We start from the raw sequence: 17,165 nt of genomic DNA, 5'->3' as shown, positions 1-17,165 counted from the left end.
GTCATTCTCCTTTCGTCGCATGAATAGTTACTTGGCTGACAGAATGACATCCTGTTTGTTCGATTAAGCCGCGAATATCTTCGACTCTCCAAACTGTGGTGCGTGAGCCTAGCTTAATTGGTTGGGGGAAACGTCCAGTTTTGACCCCTGTTAACCAGCTGCTTCGACTAATCGGGATGATCGGAACAGTGATGGGATTAGCCTTTTTGTTACCGATAATTTGGCTTAGGCGCAGATAGCCCGTTTCTGGTAAATAGTGCATGTGATACCCCCATTAAAAACTTATGTAGAGCTCGGTTGAGCTAATGAGGGCTATTTTTGTTTTTTTGCAGATGTATGTCAGGGATGATTCGAATCGTGAATCATCCCTGATGGTTAATTTTTGTATTTTGGGATGCGAACGATTTCTTTAAATCATCGCCACTTATCTCAATGCCAACAGCAACAGATACCGCTATGGAGACGCATTCATAAAGCGGTTTCCCAAAAATATTTCGGGCCATGAGAACCAAACTTTTACCCCGTTCGAGAGCAAAAAGTCGGCGTATTTTTTTCTCCCCAAGTTTGGATCTTTTTCTGCTTGAAAATGCAATCTTAATTTCAGGAGGAATGCTGGTTTTAAATGTTCCGGATAGTTCTAACCAATCAGGCAGATGTTTGTATGTGTCTCGGAAAAGTTGTATTTTCTGCCAGAGCTCTTCTTCTTTTTTTTGTTCATCGTAAAAGTGCCGCTCGCCAGAAAATTCATCTTCTGGCGCACATGAAATCCAAACCTTATTTAGGAAAAGTTCACCTTTCTCTTTTGAGATGTGATTGTTGCTTAGCCCCTTCCAGTAACCTATCATTCTTGGATCGCGATCTTCGGTAGGGCCATTCAAGGCGTTCCATCGGTAATCAACAAATTCGGTCATAGGATAGGAAGTCTTCTGTTAGTTGGTTACCTAGCTAAGTTTTTAGGGATTCGGGTTGCTTGATTCAACGTTGTACAAATAGTCTGCGTATTGTTGCATCATGATTTTTCTCTCATCAAGAAATAGTGCTCGATCATAGGCTTCACCATAAGCATCACCTAATGCATGGGATAACTGTCGATCCACGACTTCATGGCGGTAGCCTAGGCGCTCTTTAATTATCCCCATCGCCAAGGACCTAAATCCATGCCCGGTCATCTTCCTTGCGTAGCCCATACGTTTCAAGGCCGCCAGGATGCCCCAGTTGGTGGCTGGTTGCGTCGGATCTCGCAAATTCGGAAACAGGTACTTGTTATTGCCTGTAATTGTGTGAAGTTCCCGTAATAGCTTCCAACCTTGGTCGGGTAGAAATACATGATGATTGACCTTGCGTGGATTGAATTTCTTTTTTCCCATTTTCATGCGTTGCCAGGGGATAAGCCATTTTTCATTTTCAAAATCAATTTCTGCCCACTCTGTTGTAGTTAGTTCACTGGTCCGAACGAAGGTAAGCATCATGAGGCGAAACATGACTTTGGTGGGGATGTACATGCGCCCTTCTATTTTGTTAAAGGCACGCAGAAATTCTGGTAGATCGTCTGGTGTAATTGCTGCGTGATGTCCTCTTGCCGCCGATTTCAGAGCGCCCCTCAGACTCGGCACTGGGTCAGTAGCTGCCTTGCCGCACGCTATGGCATATCGGAATATCTGACCGCAGACTTGACCTTGTCGCTTGGCCATATCAATCGCCCCGCGCTTTTCTATTTGGCGCAATGTATCCAGAATGATCAGCGTGGTGATTTCAGTAATAGGATATTTCCCCATGAGGGGGAAGATATCGACTTCCAATCTGTGCAGAACGTTTTTGGCCGTTCGAGCTTGCCAAGTTTCTAGTTTATTGTTGTGCCATTCTCGTGCGACAGCTTCAAATGTATTTGCTGCGGCAAGAGATGAGCTGGCTTTTTCGATTCGTTTTTGATGCGCTGGATTGATGCCATTGTTCAAGAGCTTGCGTGCGTCAAAACATTTCCCCCTGGCTTCTGCCAATCCAACTAACGGGTAGTCGCCAAATGAAAGGCGATTGTTCTTCTTGTTGCCAGGTTACCTGTAGGCCATGCGCCAACTCTTTTTCCCGGCAGGATTAATCTCAATGTATAGCCCGTTGCCGTCGGCAAGTGTCCAAGTTTTTTCTTTTGATTTCGCTGCCCTGATTTGAATATCAGTCAGCGGTTTGGCTAATTTTGGCATTTTGCATCCATGAGGTTGGATAACTTTAATCCATGGATATAAGTATGGATGCAAAAAATATGGATGTCCATGAACTGTAAAAAACAATATAAAACAAAAAAACCTGCACCAGCTATGGGCTGTGTGCAGGTTTTTGAACTTCTTTGTACTTCTTTATACATGTTCATGGTGGTGATAGGTGGACTTGAACCACCGACCCCAGCATTATGAGTGCTGTGCTCTAACCAACTGAGCTATATCACCAAAAGCAAGCCGAGTATTATGCCGCCAGCATTGCGCCGCCGTCAATAGAAATCCTCCTTGCTGTTGCGTTTGTTACGTCCCGTGTCCTTTAAATCAGACAGAGCGATGGTCTTTTTAGGGCTTTTAGCAAGGGAAATGTCTTTGGATGCGGTTTTTGGGTGCGGTGATGCGTGGGGATTTATGCTGCCGTATCCTTCGATACGGGATTTCATCCCTACTTAGGGTCTGTTGACGTTTTATTGACGAGGACAAACGCGCGGCAGGCGACGCCTGTAGCCGTTCCCGGAGGGTTTTTCCCCAGAAAGCGTGTTGGCGGTGTTGCATAGGGTGGCAGGTGAGCCCGCCACCTGCCACCCTATGCGCCTTGCCATCACACTTTCTGGGGAAAACGCATCTCGTAAATGAAACGTCAACAGACCCTAGGACGAACGCTGGGAGGGTGTTTGATGTTCTATTTTTCCAGATGGCGTTTTCCGTTCGTCCCCAGCAGAGTACGACTGAAAAATACTTTATTTACCGTTCGTCCTGAGTAGGGGCACGGCCCCGTATCGAAGGATCCGGCGGCACGCCGGTCTGAGATCAGCGCTCCCGGGCCTGCCACGCTGCCTGCACCAGAGCCAGCACTTGCGCGCTGGCATCCGCCGCATTGCAATCGACAACCAGACGCTCAGGCATGGCGCGCAGCCAGGTCAGTTGCCGTTTTGCCAGCTGACGCGTGGCAGCGAGGCCTTTTTCGCGCAAGTCGTGCAGGTTGCCGTTGCCGTCCAGATAATCCCAGGTTTGCCGGTAGCCCACGCAGCGTAGCGCGGGCAGGCCGGGGTGCAGGTCGCCACGGGCGCGCAGCGCCTGCACTTCGGCGATCAGTGCGCCGTCTTGCAGCATGAGGTCGAAGCGGGTGGCGATGCGGGCGTGCAGGACGCTGCGCTCGGACGGTTCCAATGCAATCGGCAGTAGCTCAAACGACAGCAGGCTGTAGGGCGCGAGGTCTGAGTCGGATTGCGTCAGCAGCGCCGACATCGGTTGTCCGCTCAGTTCGATGATTTCCAGCGCACGCTGGATGCGCTGGCTATCGTTGGGAGGCAGTCTGGCGGCGGTGACGGGGTCTAACAGCGCCAACCGAGCGTGCAGTGCCGGTACACCCAGCTCCGCAGCGTCGTGGTCGAGCCGGGCGCGGATGGCGGGGTCGGCCGACGGCAGGATATCGAGCCCATCGCGCAGGGTTTTGAAATACAGCATGGTGCCGCCCACCAGCAGCGGTAGTTTGCCACGCGCCTGAATGTCTGAGACCAGTTGCAGCGCGTCTTGCCGGAACTGCATTGCGGAATACGACTGCGCTGGGTCGAGGATGTCGATCAGGTGGTGCGGGACGCTGGCTAATTCGGCAGCACTGGGTTTGGCGGTGCCGATATCCATCCCGCGGTACACCAGCGCGGAATCGACGGAAATAATTTCGCAGGGGATATGACGGGCGATTTCCAGTGCGGCGGCGGTTTTGCCGGAGGCGGTAGGCCCCATGAGGGCAACGGCCAGCGGCCGGGACGAGGGCGCGGTCACTGGCCGCGCAGGAAGAGTTTGTCGAGGTCGCTCAACGCGAGCTGGGTCCAGGTGGGACGGCCGTGGTTGCACTGATCGACGCGGTCGGTGCCTTCCATGCTGCGCAGCAGGGCGTTCATTTCCGGTATCGAAAGAGTGCGATTGGCGCGCACGGCGGTGTGGCAGGCCAGCGTACCGAGCAGTTCGTTGCGCCGCTCCACCAGAACTCGCGAGCCGCCGAATTCGCGGATTTCGCGCAACACGTCGCGCGCCAACGATTGCGCATCGGCGGTCTTGAGCAGCGCGGGGATGGCGCGCACGGCCAGCGTGGTGGGCGACATGGCGGCGATATCGAAGCCGAGTGCGCTGAGGGTGTCCTGATGCTCTTCGGCGGTGGCGACTTCAACGGCGTCGGCGTAAAAAGTGACCGGAATCAGCAGTGGCTGCACGTACATGGCATCGTCGTCCAGCGCGCTTTTCAATTCCTCATACAGGATGCGTTCGTGGGCGGCGTGCATGTCGACCACCACCAGTCCCTTGCTGTTTTGCGCGAGGATGTAAATGCCGTGCAATTGCGCCATGGCAAAGCCGAGCGGGAATTCATCGCTTTCCGGCAGGGGTGTGGCCGGAGGGTAGGCGTTGGCTTGCGTGACTGCGCCCGAAGCAGAGCTGAAAAATGCGCCATAAGCAGCGGGCGACTGGGCTACGCCGCTGGCGGCAAATGCGTTGGGTCGGCCGTATGCCGATACGCCGGAGGGTTGCGCCAGTTGCGCGCCGAAGCTGCCTTGTTGCGCTTCGCGCATCCACGGCATTGCGCCGCTGGCAGCGGGTAGTGGCGCGGGTGTTGCGCCGTAGGCCGTGGCCGAAGTCTGCGCCAGCGCCCGGCTGATCGCATGAAAGACAAACTGATGTACGGCGCGACTATCACGGAAGCGGACTTCAATTTTCGAGGGGTGGACGTTGACGTCGACTAAGGCCGGGTCGAGATCAAGGGACAGCACGTAGGAAGGAAATCGTTCGCCGTGCAGCACGTCCTGATAAGCGGCGCGCACCGCGTGCAGCAGCAGTTTGTCGCGCACGAAGCGGCCGTTGACGTAGAAATACTGGCTGTCGCCGCGCGCGCGTGAGGCGGTCGGCAGGCCGATGAAGCCGTGCAGGTGCAGGGGGCCGGCGGCTTCGTCGAGCGGCAGCCGGGCTTCGGCGAATTCGTTACCGAGGATGGCGGCGCTGCGTTTGGCGCTGTCGCTGGCGGCCCAGTGGTCGAGAGTCTTGCCGTTATGCGAGAGCGAGAACAGCACGTCCGGCCGCGACAGAGCGATGCGACGCACGACTTCGGCGCAATGGCCGTATTCAGTCTGTTCCGATTTGAGGAACTTGCGTCGCGCCGGCGTATTGAAATACAGGTCTTGCACGTCGATGGTGGTGCCCGGCGCGCCGGAAGCGGGCACAACGCTGCCGGCGCTTGATCCTTCGATTTGCCAGGCGTGCGCGCCGTCGGCGGTGCGTGAAGTTAGTTGCAACTGGGCGACGGCGGCGATGGAGGCCAGTGCTTCGCCGCGAAAACCGAGTGTGGCGACGTTTTCCAGTTCGGTCAGCGAGGAAATCTTGGAGGTGGCATGCCGCGCCAGTGCCAGCGGCATTTGTTCGGCGGCGATGCCGCGTCCGTTGTCGCTAATGGCGATGCGCTTGACGCCGCCCTGCTCCAGTCGGATGGAAATCTGGGTGGAACCTGCGTCGAGTGCGTTTTCCAGCAACTCCTTGACGACGGCAGAGGGGCGTTCGACCACTTCGCCGGCGGCAATCTGGGAAATCAGTTGATCGGGAAGTGCGAGGATGGGACGGAGGGGGTGCAGGGGGGCGGTCATGCTGCGATTATAACGCCGGGGAGAAGCAGGGCGCAGGCGTGTCGTTTCCTTGCACCTGTGGTGGTATCGACTGGTATGATGTCTGCCAGGATGCACACAAGGGAGTGGAATGGATCTGCCGCAGCTGTTCGATATTATTTTGCATCTCGATAAATCTCTGGGCCTGGTGATTCAGCAATACGGGCCGATGATCTACCTGATTTTGTTCCTGGTCATTTTTTGCGAAACCGGATTGGTGGTCTTGCCCTTTTTGCCGGGCGACTCGCTGTTGTTCCTCGCCGGTGCCTTTTGTGCCAGCGGCGCGCTCAACGTCTGGCTGCTTTCGGGGCTGCTGATACTGGCGGCCGTTACCGGCAATACCCTTAATTACTGGATAGGGGGGCTGATCGGCGACCGCGTTTTCAGCCACCATTACCGTTGGCTGAATCAGGATGCCTTGCGCAAATCGCACAGTTTCTATGAAAAGCACGGCGGCAAAACGATTGTGATGGCGCGCTTCATTCCGCTGGTGCGCACCTTCGCCCCCTTTGTGGCGGGAGTCGCACGGATGACGTTTGCGCGTTTTCAGTTCTTCAATATTGTCGGGGCGGTGCTGTGGGCGGGCGGATTAGTGGCAGCCGGTTATTTCTTTGGCAACATGCCGCTGGTGCAACGGTGTCTGAACACGATCATTCTGATCGGTCTGGCGCTGGCGCTGATTCCCATCGTGCTGGCGCTGCTCTGGAAATTGCTGAGGCCTTTGCTGCGTCGGCGGTAGGGATATCCCTTAGAGATTTTTTAGATGCGCCGCCGAGCAGCTTCTTAAGCTGCGGCACCTCAATCAGGTCAGCCGGTTTTTCGCCAGTGGTGGATTCTTGGCGAAATATTTCTTGATGCCGTTCATGATCGCATCGGCCAATTGGTTTTGGTAACCTTCGTCGGTCAGCTTGGCTTCTTCTTCGGGATTGGAGATGAAGGCAGTTTCGATCAGGATGCTGGGGATGTCCGGTGCTTTCAGCACAGCAAAGCCAGCCTGTTCTACCGCTCCCTTGTGCAGACGGTTGATGCCGCCGATTTCGCTCAGTACCGCTTGCCCGAGTCGCAGGCTGTCGCTGATCTGGGCCGTGGTGGAGAGGTCGAGCAGGACGCTGGCCAGTTGCTTATCACGGGTTTTGAAGTTGACCCCGCCTATCATGTCGGCTGAATTTTCCTTGTTCGCCAACCAGCGTGCCGCCGATGAGCTGGCACCTTTTTCGGAGAGCGCAAACACGGAAGAACCGCGTGCGGTCGGTTGAACGAAGGCATCTGCATGGATGGAAACGAACAGATCGGCCTGCACCTTGCGGGCTTTTTGCACACGCATACCCAGTGGTACGAAATAATCGGCGTCGCGGGTGAGCATCACGCGCATGTTGGGTTGCGCTTCGATGCGCTTTTTGAGACGTTGAGCAATCGATAGCACCACGTCTTTTTCGTGATTGCCGCGGCTGCCGGTTGCGCCGGGGTCTTCGCCGCCGTGACCGGGATCGAGCGTGATGGTGATCATGCGTGCCAGTTGCAGCGGTTTCTCTTCCGGTAAGGCTTTGGGAGCGATCACATCCGGGACTTTTTTGGCCTCGGCCAGCGGCGCTTGCGGCACGATCGGCAGCGGTTCGCCATTGCCCGGCAGTTCCTTGAACCAGTCGCCCTTTTGAATCAGCGCGGCAATCGGATCGGCGGGGGCGGTCGGGTATAAGTCGATGACGAAGCGGTATTGGTAATTGCCGACCGGTGCCAGCGTGAATACTTGCGGTTTGACTTCGTCTTTCAGATCGAACACCAGACGTACCACGCCGGGCCGGTTCTGGCCGACGCGCACTTGCCGGATGTAGGGGTCGTTGGGCTGGATCTTGGCAACCAGATCCTTGAGCGTCGTGTTGAGATCGGCCCCTTCAATATCGACCACCAGCCGGTTGGGATTGGCCACCAGGAAGTGGGTCACTTTCAGGTCGCTGTCGTTTTCCAGTGTGACCCGGGTGTACTCATCCGCAGGCCAGACGCGCACCGCCAGAATTTGCGAGGCACGCGCGGGTGAGGCGGTCAATATCGAGAGCAGCAGCGTACCGCCGGCTTTGATGACCAGGCGGCGGTTGGCGGACTTTACAGATTTGGCGCGAATTTCAGTCGGGCGAGACATTGATGACCTTGGACGGATAACGCGGCCAATTTTACCTCACGACCGTCGCCAGCGAGGGTAAGGGCGAGATTAAGGTCAGCAGCAGGCAAAAGCGGTTCGCCTTTCTCGGGCCACTCGACGATGCAGATGTTGTGGCCGTCGAAGTGTTCGCGGAATCCGGCCTCCATGAATTCTTCCGGGTTCTGCATTCGGTAGAGGTCGAAATGGAACAGGCTGATCGTTTCTCCCTCTAGTTGCAGGGGGTAAATTTCCACCAGATTGTAGGTCGGACTTTTGACCCGTCCGGTATGTCCCGCAGCGTGCAAAATGGCGCGGGTCAGAGCAGTTTTTCCGGCACCGAGCGTGCCGTTCAGATGCAGACACAGGCCGGGGATGAGTACCCTTGCCAGCGCCGCGCCGAGGGCTGTGGTGCCGGCTTCATCGTGCAAGTGATATAAACGCGCTTGCATGTTCATTTTTTCAGGTGTCGATTCCATGGTTTTGTCTTTTCCCTTTTTGCCTCCGGGCGCCCGATGACCCCCGCCGATCTGGCCGCGCTGGCGCTGACGATCAAGGCCTGGGGTCGCGAACTCGGCTTTGACGAGGTGCGTATTACCGATGTCGATCTGGCGCACCGCGAAGCGGGCTTCCTCGACTGGCTGGCCAAAGGCTATCACGGCGAAATGGATTATATGGCAAGCCACGGCCTCAAGCGCGCGCGTCCGGCTGAACTGGTGCCGGGCACCGTGCGCATTATTTCCGTGCGGATGCCGTATCTGCCAAGTACTACGTCCCCCGATTGGCGGGAGCAGGAAGAAGCGCGACTGGCCGAGCCGGGCGCGGCTGTCATCTCCTTGTACGCTCGCGGCCGCGATTATCACAAGGTATTACGGGCGCGCTTGCAGCAGCTTGCCACCCGCATCGGCAATGAAACCGGCCCCTTCGGTTATCGCGTCTTCACCGATTCGGCACCGGTCATGGAAGTGGCGCTGGCGGAAAAAGCCGGTCTGGGCTGGCGCGGCAAACATACTTTGCTGCTCCACCGCGAAGCCGGATCGATGTTTTTTCTTGGCGAGTTATTTACCGATCTGGCGCTGCCGTCCGACATCCCGACCACCGCGCATTGCGGCCAATGCCGGTCCTGTATAGATGTCTGCCCGACGCAGGCGATCGTGGCCCCTTACGAACTGGATGCGCGGCGTTGCATTTCCTATTTAACGATTGAATTGAAGGGCAGCATTCCGCTGGAGTTACGGCCGCTGATCGGCAACCGCGTGTATGGTTGCGACGACTGCCAGACGGCCTGTCCCTGGAACAAATTTGCGCAAGCATCCGGTCTCGATGATTTCGATGTGCGGCATGGGCTAGACAGCGCGATGCTGGTCGATCTGATGGGGTGGAGCGAGGAACAATTTTTACGCAACACCGAAGGCAGCGCGATACGCCGTATCGGTCATGAGCGCTGGCTGCGCAATCTGGCAGTAGGGCTGGGCAATGCGGCAGCAGGAATTTTGTGCGGCGATGCCGCCATGCTTGCAGCGCTTAAAAACCGTAGCAGCCATCCTTCCGAACTGGTGCGCGAGCATGTCGCCTGGGCATTGATGCAACATGGCGTACTGGCTTAATCGCTGCCTCCTTACATCACGCTGAGCCAGAACGGCAGCGTCAGCGCCGACAAGAGCGTGCCGAACGACACCAGAAACGCAGTGGCCGGGCCATTGCCTCCCATGCGAGTCGCCAGAATGAAGCAGCTGGAGGCGGTGGGCATGGCGCAAAACAGCACCACGATTTTTAATTGCAGGTCAGGCAAGCCGACCTGGCGGCCGATCAGCAGCGCCGCCGCCGGTACTGCCAGCAGCTTGATGGCGGTGAAATAAGCGGTCATGACTTTGTTTTCGCGCACGGCCGACAGGCGCAAGCCAGCACCTACCATCAACAGACCCAGTGCCAGTGAGGCATTGCCCAATCTTAAAAGTACCGCGCCGACAATTTCCGGCAACACGAGCCCGGATACGCTGAACAACAAACCGCAACTGGTCGCGATCAGTAAGGGATTTTTCGATAATTCCCTCAGTACATTGCCCTTGCCGCTGCCGGACGCCAGCGCATGCACCGCCGCGATATTGCACAATGGCACGCCGAAACCGAGCAGCAAAGCCATCAGGCCGATGCCATCCTCTCCCGCCAGACGCGAGGCGATTGCCAGCGCGATATAGGAGTTGAAGCGATACGCGGTTTGCATTCCCGAGGCGTAGGTCATCGCTTCCGTCTTGATCAATAATTTACCGATCCAGGTCAGCACAATGCCCGTCAACAAAGCCAGCATGCCCACTTCCAGTAACCGGCCAGTGGTCTCGAAGTGTAGTTTCAGACGTGCAGTGGAATAGAACAGCAGAGCGGGAAACAGCAGGTAATACACCATTTTCTCGACGCCGGTCCAGAAGGTATCGCCCCAGTTGGTCATGCGATAGATGATGAAGCCGAGCAGGATCATTAAAAAATCGGGCATCAGCAGGGTGGCGATAGACATGGGTAACGGCGGTATGAACAGGGTGAGAAAAACGCGCCGGGCGCGGTGGAGATTACTTCAGCAGACGGGCCAGTTCCACGGCCGTCTTGACATTCATTTTGTCGAATACGTTGGCGCGATGGACTTCGACCGTACGCATGCTGATGCCGAGTTCATCGGCGATCACTTTATTCATTTTTCCGGCGAGGATCAGATCAAGCACTTCGCGCTCACGGGCTGACAGCGTGGACAGGCGCATCTGCGCCGCCTCCTGTATGCAAGCCGCGCGCGAGACTTGCAGCGCTTGCTCCACCCGGTCCATCAGTTTGTTGTCGTTGAACGGCTTTTCAAAAAAATCGAAAGCACCGTTTTTCAGTGTGTCGACGGCCATCGGTACATCGCCGTGGCCGGTGAGAAACAAGACCGGACGCCGGCCCAATAACTTGCGTGCCAGCAACATATCGAACAGCGCTACCCCGCTAATGCCGGGCATGCGCACATCGAGCAGCAGGCATTCTCCTTGCGGATCAAAGTGATTGGCGGCGGCTAATGCCTCGAGCAGCGCGGTGCCGCTGGCATAGGCGGTGGCGGTAATCGAGCGTGACTGCGCCAGCCACAGCAGGGCATCGCGGATTACTTCTTCATCGTCAACTATGTGCAGCATCGGCGCAAAGGGAAAAGTAGTGCGGACTCAATGGAGTGGCGACTGCCAGGGGATGGCGGCAGCCGGGAGCGAAAAACTAAAGATTGTACCGCCTGCGGGATTGTCGGTGTATTGCAGCGTGCCGCCGTGAAATTCGATGGTGGTGCGGCAGATATTGAGCCCCATTCCCATGCCTTCCGATTTGGTGGAAAAAAAGGCGGAAAACAGACCTGCGGCGACCGTTTCGGAAATGCCATGTCCCTGATCGATGACGGATAACACGACGGTATCGCTGCCCCCCGCATTTTCACCGACAGTTTTGTGTTCCACCACGATGCGCAGCAAGCGGCGCGCGGAGGGCGTGTCGGCCATGGATTCGATGGCGTTGCGCGTCAGGTTCAGCAGCACTTGTTCCAGCAGTACCGCATCGGCCAGCACGGGGGGAATGTTGTGGTGCTTGCCGATCTGGACGATGACCAGAAACGGTTGCGCCTGTAATTCGATCAGCGGCAGGACATTGTCGATGAGCGCCGCCACCGAAGTTGGCCGTCTTTCGGGTTCGCGTTTTTTGACGAATTGGTGAACGCTGCGGATGATCTGGCCGGCGCGTTGCGCCTGGGCGTTGATTTTTTCCAGTGCTGGCTGCAAGGTTTTGGTATCGGCCTGACCACTGCTGAGCATGATGTTGATGGCGCCGGCCGAGTAACTGGAAATGGCTGCCAGCGGTTGATTCAGTTCATGTGCCAGGGTTGAGGCGATTTCACCCATGCTGGCCAGGCGCGCGCTGGCATGCAGTTTTTCTTCTTGTCGGCGGTTAAGGTCTTCGACTCGCTTGCGGTCTGAAATGTCGAGGATGGAACCCATCCATCCAGTCTGCGTGCCTTCCTGATCGACCAGCGGCGACTCCAGTATCAGCACCGGGAAGCGTTCACCGTCACGACGCTGGAAGATGGTTTCGAATTGCGGTGTGATCCTGCCGGCAAGGACTTTGGCGAAGCGCTCCTGATATTCATCCATGGCTTCCGGCGCCCAGTAAGGCATGGGTGGAATACGGCCAATCAGATTTTCTGCGGCTATGCCGACCATGGCGCAGAACGCCGGATTGACGTAGGTAATGCGGCCTTCCAGATCGCGTGCGCGCATGCCGGTGACCAGTGAGTTTTCCATCGCGCTGCGAAAGACCACTTCTTGCCGCAGCGCCCCTTCCGTATTCAGTCGACGGCGGATGTCGCGCCATAAGGCCCACAAACTCCAGAGCAGACCAAGCGAGAGGACGATGACGGAGCCGACCAGTAAATTGGGTAGCAGCTTGGGCGCGCCCTTCGTGCTGTTGGTGCGCAGCCGCAGCGTCAGGCCCGGCAGTTCCAGTTCGCGCCCGTGGGTGTAGACGTTAAGGCCGACGCCGCCATCGACGCGACGGGCGACCAGTTTGTCGTCGCTGTCAGCGAGGGTGATTTCGTTGTCCTGGGCAAACCACCAGGGCACCATTTCTTCCAGGATGCGGTTGGCCGAATAGCTGGCGATGAGCATGCCTGCGTAGTGGCTGCCGCGGTAGAGCGGGCGATAGTAATCAATCAGTGTTGGTTCGTTGATGCCCGTTGTCGTCGCCGGGCTGTATTGCGCAGTCTGGGTGCGGCGTGCGGTGAGCATGGTCTGCCGCGAAGGTGCGGACAGGTTTTCCAGCGTGAATGAAGCGTCAGTGGTGGAGGCGACGATTTTGCCCGTCGGGTCTACCCAGAGCAGTCGGTAAAACTCCCGATTATTGCGCAGCAAGGCGGCGATGCGTTGACGGAACTGGGGTGGCGACAGGTGGTTGTTGATGATGTCGCGCCCGAGCAATTGCAGGCTTTCGTCGTCGCGGCCGAGCTGGAATCGCATGGTTTGTTCGACCCACAGGGTATCGGCAATCAATTGCTCCTGGCGGTCGCTGGCCTCCATTCGCTGCGCTTCTATTGGCAATCCGACCAGAGTCAGCAGGAATAGGGTGATCAGTAAAATCGGGATGGCCCAGCGCAGCAAGTGCTTGCTGTCCGGGCTGGTGCCGGCTTTGACGGGGTTAAACGGGCCGAGTGTCATCTTTTTATTGTGGTTATCCACAGTTGAGTAATTGTGACGGTTTGCCGACAATGCGGGTCAATGAGAAAACAATAGCATGCGCAATCCGTTTCAACGCCACTGCAGGCGGGACTGGTGAAGCGACATGCTGGCCTGGATAGCTGGACAGATACTATTTCATCAAACCTGAGGGGACAAGCATGAAACTCACTTCTTTAATAATGGCCGTTTGCGCGGCAGGCGCTCTGAGTGGCAACGCATTGGCACAAGCGCCTATCGTTATCAAATTCAGTCACGTAGTGACCAGCGATACCCCAAAGGGAAAAGCGGCTGAACGGTTCAAGGAACTGGCAGAAAAGGCGACGCATGGCCGCGTGAAGGTCGAAGTCTATGCCAATAGCACGCTGTACAAGGACAAGGAAGAGCTGGAAGCCTTGCAGTTGGGTGCGGTTCAGATGCTGGCACCGTCGCTGGCGAAATTCGGTCCGCTGGGCGTCAAGGAATTTGAAGTGTTCGACTTGCCGTATATCTTCCCGACGAAAGAAGTGCTGTATCGCGTGACGGAAGGCCCTATCGGTAAAAATCTGTTCGCCAAACTCGAATCGAAAAATATTATCGGCCTGGCTTACTGGGACAACGGTTTCAAAGTGATGTCGGCTAACAAGCCTTTGCATGCTGTTGCCGACTTCAAGGGCTTGAAGATGCGGATTCAGTCGTCCAAAGTACTGGACGCACAAATGCGCGCGCTGGGAGCGAATCCGCAGGTGCTGGCATTCTCCGATGTGTATCAGGCACTGCAGACAGGTGTGGTGGATGGGACTGAAAACCCACCGTCGAATCTGTACACGCAGCGCATGAATGAAGTGCAAAAATATCTGACCGTTTCCAATCACGGCTATCTCGGCTACGCCGTCATCGTCAACAAAAAATTCTGGACTGGTCTGCCTGCCGATATCCGCACTCAGTTGGAAGGTGCGATGAAGGAATCGACGCGCTACGCTAATGCGATTGCGCAACAGGAAAACGACGCTGCACTGGAAAAGGTCAAAGCGACCGGCAAGACAACCGTCTACGTTCTGAACGACAAGGAAAAAGCTGAGTGGCGCAAGACTTTGCTGCCGGTGCAGAAGGCTATGGAAGGTCGTATCGGCAAGGATGTGATCGATGCCATCAACAAGGAATCGGCTGCGCTGGGTAATAAATAAAGGTCTCGCGGATTAAGCGACCGGGCGGTGCAATGCCAGGGTTGCAGGGCCAGGGTTAGAAGGTCAGGGTTACGAGGTCAGGGTTACAAGGTCAAGAGGTAAGGCGTGTTTTCTTAGCGGCTCTGCTTCTTGACTTCCTCTTGCTCTGATTGCCCTGCCGATTCAGAGCTTCCTGAAAAATAATTAAAAACGACTTGTAACGACAGCATCTTTAAAAACACATTTTCTTAGACGAAATACGTTTTTTCAAAGCAGGCATTTCCATCCTGAACGGATCATTCCATGTTTAATAAATTTCTCGATCATCTCGAAGAATGGATCATCGCAACGCTGATTGCGACGGCCACCTTCATTATTTTTCTGTCAGTGGTGCATCGCTTCGCTTCCGGCGTTCCTGCATTTCAGGACTTCACCTCGACGATCAACATGAGCTGGGCGCAAGAGGCGTGCATCTTCATGTTCGTCTGGATGGCCAAGTTCGGCGCAGCGTATGGCGTGCGTGCGGGTACCCACGTCGGCGTCGATGTGCTGGTTAACCGGCTCGGCCCTGCCAATCGGCGCAAGCTGATTTTGGCTGGTTTGCTGGGGGGGGTGATTTTCACCAGCGTTGTCGGTACTCTGGGCGCGAGTTTTGTGTGGCAGATGGCGCATACCGAGCAAACGTCGGAAGAGATGGAGATCCCGATGTGGATCGTTTATCTGTGCGTGCCGCTCGGCTCGTATCTGATGTGTTACCGCTTTGTGCAGGTGGTGGTGTCGTTCTGGCGTACCGGCGAATTGCCGCACCGTGATCACACGCAGGTCGATGGTATTGACCCTATCGATCTGAATCAAATCGCCGCTGAAGTTGACGCTAAGAACAAGGGAGCACATTCATGAATGCAGCCATTATTTTCGTCTTGCTGATTGTCCTGATGCTGACCGGCATGCCGGTTTCCATCTCGCTCGGCCTGACAGTTCTGACCTTCCTGTTTACGCTGACGACGGTGCCGATTGAGTCGGTAGCGCTGAAGCTGTTCACGGGTATCGAAAACTTCGGGATCATGGCAATTCCCTTCTTCATTCTGGCGGGGAATTTCCTGACGCAGGGTGGGGTAGCCAAACGCATGATCAATTTCACCGTTGCCATCGTGGGCCATTTTTACGGTGGTCTGGCCTTAGCCGGTGTGTTGGCGTGTACTTTGTTTGCCGCGATTTCGGGATCGTCCGTCGCGACCGTGGTGGCGATTGGTTCCATCATTCTTCCTGAAATGGTGAAGGCCGGTTTTCCCAAGCGTTTCGGCGCAGGGGTGATTACGACTTCCGGCGCGCTCGGTATTCTGGTGCCGCCGTCGATCGTGATGGTGCTGTATTCGGTATCGACCAACAATTCTGTCAGCGATATGTTCATCGCCGGTATCGTGCCGGGCATCATGCTGGCGCTGATGTTGGGACTGACTACCTGGTGGCTGGCGCGTAAGAATGATTATCCGCGCGTGCAATTGTTTCCAGGTCGGCCGTTCAGTCACCAAACCTGCAGCGCGTTTTATGGTGTGTTTTTCAGTTTGTTTATCACCTTCGTTCCGCCGATTCCGTTTGTCTGGCTGTTGCAGCGCGCTTCCGGCAGTATGTTTCTGGCGGTGGTCAGTTGCTTCATGGTCTGGTTGCCGGTGGTTTATCAGATTGCCAAACGCAAACATTTTGGTTTGAAGTTTGAATCGCTGGCAGTATGGAAGGCTTACTGGGACAGCATCTGGGGTCTGTTGCTGATCGTGCTGGTGATCGGTGGTATTTATTCCGGCGTATTTACGCCGACCGAGGCGGCGGCGACGGCGGCGGTGTATGCCTTCGTGGTGGTGGTCTTCGTCTACAAGGAATTGCCATTCAAGCGCATTCCTAAGGTTTTGCTGGATTCGGCAGCGATGAGCGCCATGCTGCTGTACATCATTACCAATGCGGTGCTGTTCTCTTTCCTGATGACCAGCGAAAATATTCCGCAAGTGATGGCCGACTGGATTACTTCGCAAGGTTTGGGACAGATTGCCTTCCTGGCAGTGGTCAATATTCTGTTGCTGGTCGCCGGTAACGTGATGGAGCCGTCGTCCATCGTTTTGGTGCTGGCACCGATCCTGTACCCAGTGGCGATCAAGCTGGGTATCGATCCGATTCACTTTGGTGTGCTGATGATGGTCAACATGGAAGTGGGCCTGTGCCATCCTCCGGTTGGTTTGAATTTGTATGTGGCTTCGGGGGTGACCAAGATGGGAATTTCAGAGCTGACGGTGGCGGTGTTGCCGTGGCTGGGGACGATGATCGTATTCCTGATCATGATTACCTACATCCCGCAAATTTCGCTCTGGTTGCCGCATTTGCTGAAATAAATATATTGATCTGCGAAGGGTGCTTGCGCTGCCTACGGTATCCGCAATCCCCTTGTAATCTGGCCTGTCCTTTCTTGTATCGGACAGGCTTTTTTTATGTCTGTCGGGTAAGAGAGCGTTGATTATCTGGCGGGTGTGATGATCAGACGCAGGATTTAAAAAGGGCGAGGGATGGCATGAGAATGCGCGTCTTTCGATATCGATGGCAGCGATCCTGCTTGCGTCTGATGCATGTCAATGCGCCGTTTCAGGGGTGAAAAAAACAAAGGGTGCTTGTACTGAATACTGCGAGGGTGTGTGACGCGCCAACAGCGATTGAAGCGGCGATGTTGTTGATCTTGTTGTGGATTTTAACGAGGGGATGTGAGGGGTGTTGTTTCAGAGGATTTGTAATTTCCTTCGCGGCCTCAATAACTTGAG

16 protein-coding genes, 1 tRNA gene and 1 pseudogene are annotated in these 17,165 nt (G+C 55.7%); 5 read left to right on the top strand and 13 right to left on the bottom strand.

The genetic code is table 11. From position 1 onward, the window contains the following. Position 1: 1 nt before the first annotated feature. The 8 genes and pseudogenes from RGU70_RS17345 to mutL form a co-directional block, all read right to left on the bottom strand. Complete coding sequence (locus RGU70_RS17345; RefSeq protein ID WP_322210615.1) at positions 2 to 262, bottom strand: helix-turn-helix transcriptional regulator; 261 nt, start codon at positions 260 to 262, stop codon at positions 2 to 4. 100 nt (positions 263 to 362) lie between these two features. Continuing rightward, entirely contained in the window at positions 363 to 911 is a 549-nt protein-coding gene (locus tag RGU70_RS17340) for a hypothetical protein (RefSeq protein WP_322210614.1), read from the bottom strand. Between the two features lie 42 nt (positions 912 to 953). Then, positions 954 to 1,613 (bottom strand): tyrosine-type recombinase/integrase, encoded by a 660-nt coding sequence (locus RGU70_RS17335; protein WP_416186574.1) that lies wholly within the window; start codon positions 1,611 to 1,613, stop codon positions 954 to 956. Then, positions 1,605 to 2,198, bottom strand: a pseudogene (locus RGU70_RS17705) (tyrosine-type recombinase/integrase); the annotation flags it as partial. The pseudogene RGU70_RS17705 and the gene RGU70_RS17335, both read right to left, overlap by 9 nt. A gap of 166 nt (positions 2,199 to 2,364) precedes the next feature. Beyond that, a tRNA-Met gene (locus RGU70_RS17325) sits at positions 2,365 to 2,441 on the bottom strand. 41 nt (positions 2,442 to 2,482) lie between these two features. Further along, positions 2,483 to 2,653: a hypothetical protein gene (locus RGU70_RS17320; RefSeq protein WP_322210611.1), complete on the bottom strand. Its 171-nt coding sequence runs from the start codon at positions 2,651 to 2,653 to the stop codon at positions 2,483 to 2,485. Between the two features lie 367 nt (positions 2,654 to 3,020). Continuing rightward, positions 3,021 to 3,956 (bottom strand): tRNA (adenosine(37)-N6)-dimethylallyltransferase MiaA, encoded by a 936-nt coding sequence (gene miaA, locus RGU70_RS17315; protein ID WP_322210848.1) that lies wholly within the window; start codon positions 3,954 to 3,956, stop codon positions 3,021 to 3,023. A 35-nt stretch (positions 3,957 to 3,991) separates the two neighbouring features. Next, entirely contained in the window at positions 3,992 to 5,839 is a 1,848-nt protein-coding gene (gene mutL, locus RGU70_RS17310; protein WP_322210610.1) for a DNA mismatch repair endonuclease MutL, read from the bottom strand. 109 nt (positions 5,840 to 5,948) lie between these two features. On the opposite strand from mutL, the gene RGU70_RS17305 reads away from it, so the two are divergent. Then, positions 5,949 to 6,596, top strand: coding sequence for a VTT domain-containing protein (locus RGU70_RS17305; protein WP_322210609.1), 648 nt, complete (start codon positions 5,949 to 5,951; stop codon positions 6,594 to 6,596). Between the two features lie 63 nt (positions 6,597 to 6,659). Here the strand turns inward: RGU70_RS17305 and RGU70_RS17300 are convergent, their stop codons facing one another. Next, positions 6,660 to 7,994, bottom strand: coding sequence for an N-acetylmuramoyl-L-alanine amidase (locus RGU70_RS17300; protein WP_322210608.1), 1,335 nt, complete (start codon positions 7,992 to 7,994; stop codon positions 6,660 to 6,662). Then, positions 7,958 to 8,443, bottom strand: a complete 486-nt coding sequence (tsaE, locus tag RGU70_RS17295; RefSeq protein WP_416186573.1) for a tRNA (adenosine(37)-N6)-threonylcarbamoyltransferase complex ATPase subunit type 1 TsaE — start codon at positions 8,441 to 8,443, stop codon at positions 7,958 to 7,960. Before tsaE ends, RGU70_RS17300 begins: the two co-directional genes overlap by 37 nt. Before the next feature lie 63 nt (positions 8,444 to 8,506). On the opposite strand from tsaE, the gene queG reads away from it, so the two are divergent. Further along, the gene (queG, locus tag RGU70_RS17290) at positions 8,507 to 9,598 is read left to right on the top strand and encodes a tRNA epoxyqueuosine(34) reductase QueG (RefSeq protein WP_322210606.1); all 1,092 of its coding nucleotides are present in this window, start codon (positions 8,507 to 8,509) and stop codon (positions 9,596 to 9,598) included. Positions 9,599 to 9,609: 11 nt separating this feature from the next. On the opposite strand, the gene RGU70_RS17285 is transcribed toward queG, so the two are convergent. Genes RGU70_RS17285 through RGU70_RS17275 form a run of 3 tightly spaced genes read right to left on the bottom strand, consistent with a single transcriptional unit; the run spans position 9,610 to position 13,201 of the window. After that, on the bottom strand, positions 9,610 to 10,503 hold the full coding sequence (locus RGU70_RS17285; protein WP_322210605.1) for an AEC family transporter: 894 nt from the start codon (positions 10,501 to 10,503) through the stop codon (positions 9,610 to 9,612). Between the two features lie 52 nt (positions 10,504 to 10,555). Continuing rightward, on the bottom strand, positions 10,556 to 11,146 hold the full coding sequence (locus RGU70_RS17280) for a response regulator transcription factor (RefSeq protein ID WP_322210604.1): 591 nt from the start codon (positions 11,144 to 11,146) through the stop codon (positions 10,556 to 10,558). A 27-nt stretch (positions 11,147 to 11,173) separates the two neighbouring features. Beyond that, on the bottom strand, positions 11,174 to 13,201 hold the full coding sequence (locus RGU70_RS17275) for a PAS domain S-box protein (protein ID WP_322210603.1): 2,028 nt from the start codon (positions 13,199 to 13,201) through the stop codon (positions 11,174 to 11,176). A gap of 179 nt (positions 13,202 to 13,380) precedes the next feature. Between RGU70_RS17275 and RGU70_RS17270 the strand changes: the two genes are divergently transcribed. The 3 genes from RGU70_RS17270 (at position 13,381) to RGU70_RS17260 (ending at position 16,745) form a co-directional block, all read left to right on the top strand. After that, positions 13,381 to 14,385, top strand: a complete 1,005-nt coding sequence (locus RGU70_RS17270; protein WP_322210602.1) for a TRAP transporter substrate-binding protein — start codon at positions 13,381 to 13,383, stop codon at positions 14,383 to 14,385. A gap of 282 nt (positions 14,386 to 14,667) precedes the next feature. After that, positions 14,668 to 15,264, top strand: a complete 597-nt coding sequence (locus tag RGU70_RS17265; RefSeq protein WP_322210601.1) for a TRAP transporter small permease — start codon at positions 14,668 to 14,670, stop codon at positions 15,262 to 15,264. After that, a complete protein-coding gene (locus RGU70_RS17260; protein ID WP_322210600.1) occupies positions 15,261 to 16,745 on the top strand; it encodes a TRAP transporter large permease subunit in 1,485 nt (494 codons plus the stop codon). The genes RGU70_RS17265 and RGU70_RS17260 overlap by 4 nt, the downstream gene beginning before the upstream one ends. Positions 16,746 to 17,165 lie beyond the last annotated feature (420 nt).

The sequence above is a fragment of the Herbaspirillum sp. RTI4 genome (assembly GCF_034313965.1).
Taxonomy (GTDB): Bacteria; Pseudomonadota; Gammaproteobacteria; order Burkholderiales; family Burkholderiaceae_D; genus Herbaspirillum.
This window is presented reverse-complemented; position numbering and strand designations above follow the sequence as displayed.

Excerpts from the sequence above, each read along its gene's own strand:
- RGU70_RS17345 (WP_322210615.1), bottom strand. The coding sequence starts at position 262 with ATGCACTATTTACCAGAAACGGGCTATCTGCGCCTAAGCCAAATTATC.
- RGU70_RS17340 (WP_322210614.1), bottom strand. The coding sequence starts at position 911 with ATGACCGAATTTGTTGATTACCGATGGAACGCCTTGAATGGCCCTACC.
- RGU70_RS17320 (WP_322210611.1), bottom strand. The coding sequence starts at position 2,653 with ATGAAATCCCGTATCGAAGGATACGGCAGCATAAATCCCCACGCATCA.
- miaA (WP_322210848.1), bottom strand. The coding sequence starts at position 3,956 with ATGGGGCCTACCGCCTCCGGCAAAACCGCCGCCGCACTGGAAATCGCC.
- mutL (WP_322210610.1), bottom strand. The coding sequence starts at position 5,839 with ATGACCGCCCCCCTGCACCCCCTCCGTCCCATCCTCGCACTTCCCGAT.
- RGU70_RS17305 (WP_322210609.1), top strand. The coding sequence starts at position 5,949 with ATGGATCTGCCGCAGCTGTTCGATATTATTTTGCATCTCGATAAATCT.
- RGU70_RS17300 (WP_322210608.1), bottom strand. The coding sequence starts at position 7,994 with ATGTCTCGCCCGACTGAAATTCGCGCCAAATCTGTAAAGTCCGCCAAC.
- tsaE (WP_416186573.1), bottom strand. The coding sequence starts at position 8,443 with ATGCAAGCGCGTTTATATCACTTGCACGATGAAGCCGGCACCACAGCC.
- queG (WP_322210606.1), top strand. The coding sequence starts at position 8,507 with ATGACCCCCGCCGATCTGGCCGCGCTGGCGCTGACGATCAAGGCCTGG.
- RGU70_RS17285 (WP_322210605.1), bottom strand. The coding sequence starts at position 10,503 with ATGTCTATCGCCACCCTGCTGATGCCCGATTTTTTAATGATCCTGCTC.
- RGU70_RS17280 (WP_322210604.1), bottom strand. The coding sequence starts at position 11,146 with ATGCTGCACATAGTTGACGATGAAGAAGTAATCCGCGATGCCCTGCTG.
- RGU70_RS17275 (WP_322210603.1), bottom strand. The coding sequence starts at position 13,201 with ATGACACTCGGCCCGTTTAACCCCGTCAAAGCCGGCACCAGCCCGGAC.
- RGU70_RS17270 (WP_322210602.1), top strand. The coding sequence starts at position 13,381 with ATGAAACTCACTTCTTTAATAATGGCCGTTTGCGCGGCAGGCGCTCTG.
- RGU70_RS17265 (WP_322210601.1), top strand. The coding sequence starts at position 14,668 with ATGTTTAATAAATTTCTCGATCATCTCGAAGAATGGATCATCGCAACG.
- RGU70_RS17260 (WP_322210600.1), top strand. The coding sequence starts at position 15,261 with ATGAATGCAGCCATTATTTTCGTCTTGCTGATTGTCCTGATGCTGACC.